Raw genomic sequence first — 1,295 nt, 5'->3', positions numbered from 1 at the left:
CGGCGGATGCGACGGCAGTGGCGGGTGCGGCTGGTGGGGCGGAGCGGGGCATGGCCCCTGCTACTATGGGCCGTGCCGGGGGGCAAGGGGCGGTATCGGGGAGCGCGCGGCACGCGCGGAGCAATCGGCGCGGGTGGTCGGCCCGTGCCGGTGCCCATGCCGTCATTGCCAGTTTCTTCCGTCTGCCGGGCAAAACCCGAATGCAGAAACGGCGCACTCCGCGAGGGGGGCGCCGTTTCCGTCAATGGGATAGGGGGGCAGGGGGCTATCCGCGCCGCCGCTACTGGCAGACGGGCTTGGCACCGGGCTGCTGCGTGGCCAGCCAGTCCACCACGGCGGGCTTTTCGGCCTCGCTGACCTGCGCGCCCTTGCCCATCATGCGGGTGACGGTGGTGTTCCAGGCGGCTTTGTCCTTGGCGCCCAGGTTGGCACAGATGCGCTGGGTGTTGTGGCACTTGGTGCAGGCGGACATTACGGTGCCCGCCGGGTCCTGCGCGGTGGCGGGCACGGCGGACGCGAAGGCGGCAAATGCGGTGAGGGTGGCGGACACGGCCAGGGTGGTCAACATCCGGCAACGACGGGTGGGCGTACGGCGCATGGGCGACTCCTTGGTTGAGGGGGATTGCCGCCAGTATACACGCGGACGCGCCGGACGCAACGGGATGATGCGGCGAGGACATGGCCGGGGCGAGCGAGCGCCAAGGGTGCAGATCGGGGCAGAGCGCGCCAGAGCGGCCCAAAGCGGGGCAGAGCGCGCCAGACCGATGGGACAGGCCAGCGCGGGATAGCTGGGGCGATGTTGTCCCGGTCCCATCCCGGCCAAGCCGATCTGCGGAGGGGGCTGGCGGTGTGCGGCGCGGTGCTGCCTCTGGTGGGACGTGCCGTGCGGCGTGTGGGCCAGGCGTCAGCGGTTGGTCAGGTCGAAGCGCAGGGGCAGGTGCACCCAGGTGGGCACCGCCTTGCCGTCGCGCCTGCCTGGGGTGAAGGACCAGCGGGTCACGGCGTCCAGGGCGCACTGATCGAAAATACCGTCGGGCGTGGCTTCCAGCACGGAAACATGGCGGGCGTGGCCGTTCTCGTCCACCAGCAGGCGCAGCACAACCCGGCCTTGTGTGCCAGTGCGTCGGGCCGGGTCGGGGTATTCCGGGGCCACCCTGCGGCGTACGGCGGGGCGCACGTCCACATCGTGCACGGCATAGCCGAACGGACCCGCGCCGCCGGGGGCGCCGGTACCTTGGGCGCCGACTCCGGGGACCCCGGCTGGGCCGCCCCATTGTGTCCCCGGTTGCGCGGCT

General features: G+C 71.9%; 2 protein-coding genes. Both read right to left on the bottom strand.

The features are described 5' to 3' along the window. Positions 1-280: 280 nt before the first annotated feature. Positions 281-598 (bottom strand): hypothetical protein, encoded by a 318-nt coding sequence (locus FVW27_RS16150; protein WP_167127079.1) that lies wholly within the window; start codon positions 596-598, stop codon positions 281-283. A gap of 306 nt (positions 599-904) precedes the next feature. Beyond that, on the bottom strand, positions 905-1,295 hold a 391-nt coding region (locus tag FVW27_RS16145; protein ID WP_167127076.1), incomplete at its 5' end, for an energy transducer TonB.

This window comes from Nitratidesulfovibrio liaohensis (assembly GCF_011682075.1).
Lineage (GTDB): Bacteria > Desulfobacterota > Desulfovibrionia > Desulfovibrionales > Desulfovibrionaceae > Cupidesulfovibrio > Cupidesulfovibrio liaohensis.
This window is presented reverse-complemented; position numbering and strand designations above follow the sequence as displayed.